Source organism: Rhizobacter sp. P1_G5 (assembly GCF_056405435.1).
The window spans coordinates 1-3,393 of record NZ_JBFUCB010000632.1 but is presented as its reverse complement, the minus strand read 5'-3'; the positions used below and the strand labels follow the sequence as shown (position 1 = coordinate 3,393).

The 3,393-nt window shown below is 69.4% G+C and carries 3 protein-coding genes; all 3 read right to left on the bottom strand.

Features of this window, described 5'->3' with window-relative positions; all coding sequences use genetic code 11:
* On the bottom strand, positions 1-975 hold a 975-nt coding region (locus AC1D12_RS28455), incomplete at its 3' end, for a type III glutamate--ammonia ligase (protein WP_477844452.1).
* A complete protein-coding gene (gabT, locus tag AC1D12_RS28450; RefSeq protein ID WP_477844450.1) occupies positions 972-2,270 on the bottom strand; it encodes a 4-aminobutyrate--2-oxoglutarate transaminase in 1,299 nt (432 codons plus the stop codon). The genes AC1D12_RS28455 and gabT, both read right to left, overlap by 4 nt.
* Before the next feature lie 37 nt (positions 2,271-2,307).
* Positions 2,308-3,393, bottom strand: a 1,086-nt coding sequence (locus AC1D12_RS28445) for an aldehyde dehydrogenase family protein (RefSeq protein ID WP_477844448.1), incomplete at its 5' end; no start/stop codon positions are given.

Below are 3,393 nucleotides of genomic sequence, written 5' to 3'. Positions count from 1 at the left end.
GCCGTTCAGCGTGCGCACCAGCGCGGTCCGGTTGTTCGGGCCATGTGCCACGTAGGCGGGCGCCCAGCTCGTGCCCGACAGCGATTCGCCGACCACCAGCCGCTTGTAGCTGTTGACCGTCGGCGCGGCCAGCACGCACAGCGCGGCCGAATGCGCCAGCACGCCGGCGATGAACTGCAGCGCGAGCGTCGACAAAGGCTGCTGCCGATCAGCGAACAGGCAATCGCCACCGGCCCACAGCGACACATGGAAGTGCATGCCGCTGCCCGGCTGGTTCGCGAACGGCTTCGGCATCATCGAGAAGATGCTGCCGTGCCGCTCGGCCAGCGCCTGCGCCGCCATCTTGAACAGCATCAGGTGGTCGGCACTCGCGAGCGCCTCGGCATGGTGGAAGTTCAGCTCGTACTGGCCGTGGGCGTCTTCATGGTCGACCTGGAACACGTCGAGGCCGCAGGCGGTCAGCGCCGCGGCGAGTTCGTGCAGCAAGGCGGCCTGGCGCGGCAGCGTCTTCAGGTCGTACGACGGCTTGTCGAGCGCGTCGTGCGCATCGGCCGGGGCGATGCCGCCATCGGCCGTGCGGCGCAGCAGGAAGAACTCCGGCTCGATGCCGGTGCGGAGCAGCCAGCCGCGTTCAGCCAGCCGCGCCACCTGGYGCTTCAGCACCTGGCGCGGACAGGCGTCGAACGGCTCGCCGGCCACGAAGCCGTCGCAGACGATGCGCGCATAGCCGGGCATCCACGGCAGCGCGCGGGCCGTCTCGGGCTGRCCGCGGCCGTAGTACTCCGAACGCGGGCCGGTGCGCGGCAGCCCGGTGCCCCAGATCGACGGGCCGGCAAAGCCCGCGCCTTCGGCCAGCAGGCTCTCAAGATGTGCGAGCGGCACGTACTTGCCCTTCGCGACGCCGTGCACGTCGGTGAACTGCGCGATCAGCGTGTGGACGCCTTCGGCTTGCAGGCGCTCGCGGAGTTCTTTCATGCAGCGGCTGTTGCCACAACACCGGCAGCCCGCAGCGACGCCTGCAGGATCCCGATCGCCTCGGTGAAGTGCGCGTCGGGAATCGTCAGCGGGAACAGGAAGCGGATCACGTTGGCATCGACGCCGCAGCTCAGCAGGATCAGCCCGCGCTGCAGCGCCTCGGCCTGCACCTGTTTCGTGAACGCGGCATCGGGCTCATCGCTGCCGGCGCGGTTGAACTGCACCGCCACCATCGCACCCAGCCCGCGCACGTCGACGATCTGCGGCACGGCCGCCCGCATGTCGTTCAGCACCGCCTTCAGCCGGTCGCCGAGCGTCTGGCCGCGCGCCGGCAGCTGCTCGTCGTGCATCACGCCGATCACCGCATGCGCGGCGGCGATCGCCAGCGGGTTGCCGGCATAGGTGCCGCCGAGCCCACCGGGGGCGGGCGCATCCATGATCTCGGCGCGCCCGGTCACCGCCGACAGCGGCAGGCCGGCGGCCAGCGATTTCGCGCTGACGAGGATGTCCGGCTGCACGTCCGGGAAGTGCTCCATCGCGAACAGCCGGCCGGTGCGGCCGAAGCCGGTCTGCACCTCGTCTGCTATCAGCACGATGCCGTGTTCGTCGCACAGCGCGCGCAGCCAGCGCAGCGCCTCGGCCTGGATCACGTTGAAGCCGCCTTCGCCTTGCACCGGCTCGAACACGATGGCTGCCACGCGCGAGGGCTCGATGTCGGCCTTGAAGAGGTGCTGCAGCGCCTTCTGCGTGTCGGCGAGGCTCGTGCCCTCGGCGGGGAAGGGCGCGTGGTAGATCTCGGGTGGGAAGGGGCCGAAGCCGGCCTTGTACGGCTGCACCTTGCCGGTCAGCGCGACGGCGAACAGGCTGCGGCCGTGGAACGCGCCGCCGAACGCGATGACGCCGGCCCGCTTCGTGTGGGCGCGGGCGATCTTCATCGCGTTCTCGATCGCCTCGGCGCCGGTGCTGAAGAAGGCGGTCTTCTTCGCATGGCGGCCGGGCGTCAGCGCATTGAGCTGCTCGGCCAGCGCGATGTAGCCCTCGTAGGGCACGACCTGGTAGCAGGTGTGGGTGAAGCGCTTGAGCTGTGCCTCGATCGCGGCGACCACCTTCGGGTGGCGGTGGCCGGTGTTCATCACCGCGATGCCGCCGGCGAAGTCGAGGAAGCGCCGGCCTTCGACGTCCCACAGCTCGGCGTTCTCGGCATGGTCGGCGAAGAAGGTGCCCATCACGCCGACACCGCGCGGCGTGGCCGCGGCCTTGCGGGCCATCAGCTGTTCGTTGAGAGAGTGATTCATCGAATCCTCCGTAGCCCGGATGCCAATCCGGGATTCATCAGTCAATCCGGATCCACGTGGTCTTCAGCTCGGTGTACTTGTCGAACGCATGCAGCGACTTGTCGCGCCCGTTGCCGCTCTGCTTGAAGCCACCGAACGGCACCGTGATGTCGTCCTCGTCATACTGGTTGACGTGCACCGTGCCGGCGCGCAGCGCCCGCGCCACGCGGTGCGCGCGGTTGATGTTGCTGCTCCACACGCTGGCCTGCAGCCCGTACGCGCTGTCGTTGGCCATCGCGATCGCTTCTTCCTCGGTCTTGAAGCGGATCACCGACAGCACCGGCCCGAAGATCTCCTCGCGCCCGATCTTCATCGTGTTGGCGACGCCGTCGAACACCGTCGGCTCGACGAAGTACCCGCCGCTGTCCTGCCGCACCTGCCGCCCGCCGGCGGCGAGCCGCGCGCCTTCGCTCTGGCCGGCATCGATGTAGCCCAGCACCGTGCGCAGCTGGGTGTCGTCGACCAGCGCGCCCAGTTCGGTGGTGGCATCGAGCGGGTTGCCCGGCCGGTACTTCGGCGCCTCGGCCGTCACCGTCTTCACGAAGTCGTCGGCGATGCTCTCGTGCACGAACACGCGCGACGGCGCGTTGCACGATTCCCCCTGGTTGAAGAACATGCTGCCGGCCACCGTCTGCGCGGCGCGCACCGGGTCGTCGAAATCGGGGAACACGATGAAGGCCGACTTGCCGCCGAGCTCGTTGTAGACGCGCTTCAGGTTGCTGCGCCCGGCGTAGTCGAGCATCTTGCGGCCCACGCGCGTCGAGCCGGTGAAGCCGATCGCATCGACCTGCATGTGCAGCGCGAGCGCCTCGCCGGCCTCGTGGCCGTAGCCCGGCACCACGTTGAACACGCCCTCGGGCAGCCCGGCCTGCAGCGCGAGCTCGGCCAGGCGCAGGGCGGTCAGCGGGGATTTCTCGCTCGGCTTCAGCACCACGCTGTTGCCGGCAGCGAGCGCCGGGCCGAGCTTCCACGAGGCCATGATCATCGGGTAGTTCCACGGCACGATCGCGCCGATCACGCCCATCGGCTCGCGCGTGATCAGCGCCAGCGCGCTCTGCGGCGTCGGCGCGATCTCGTCGTAGAC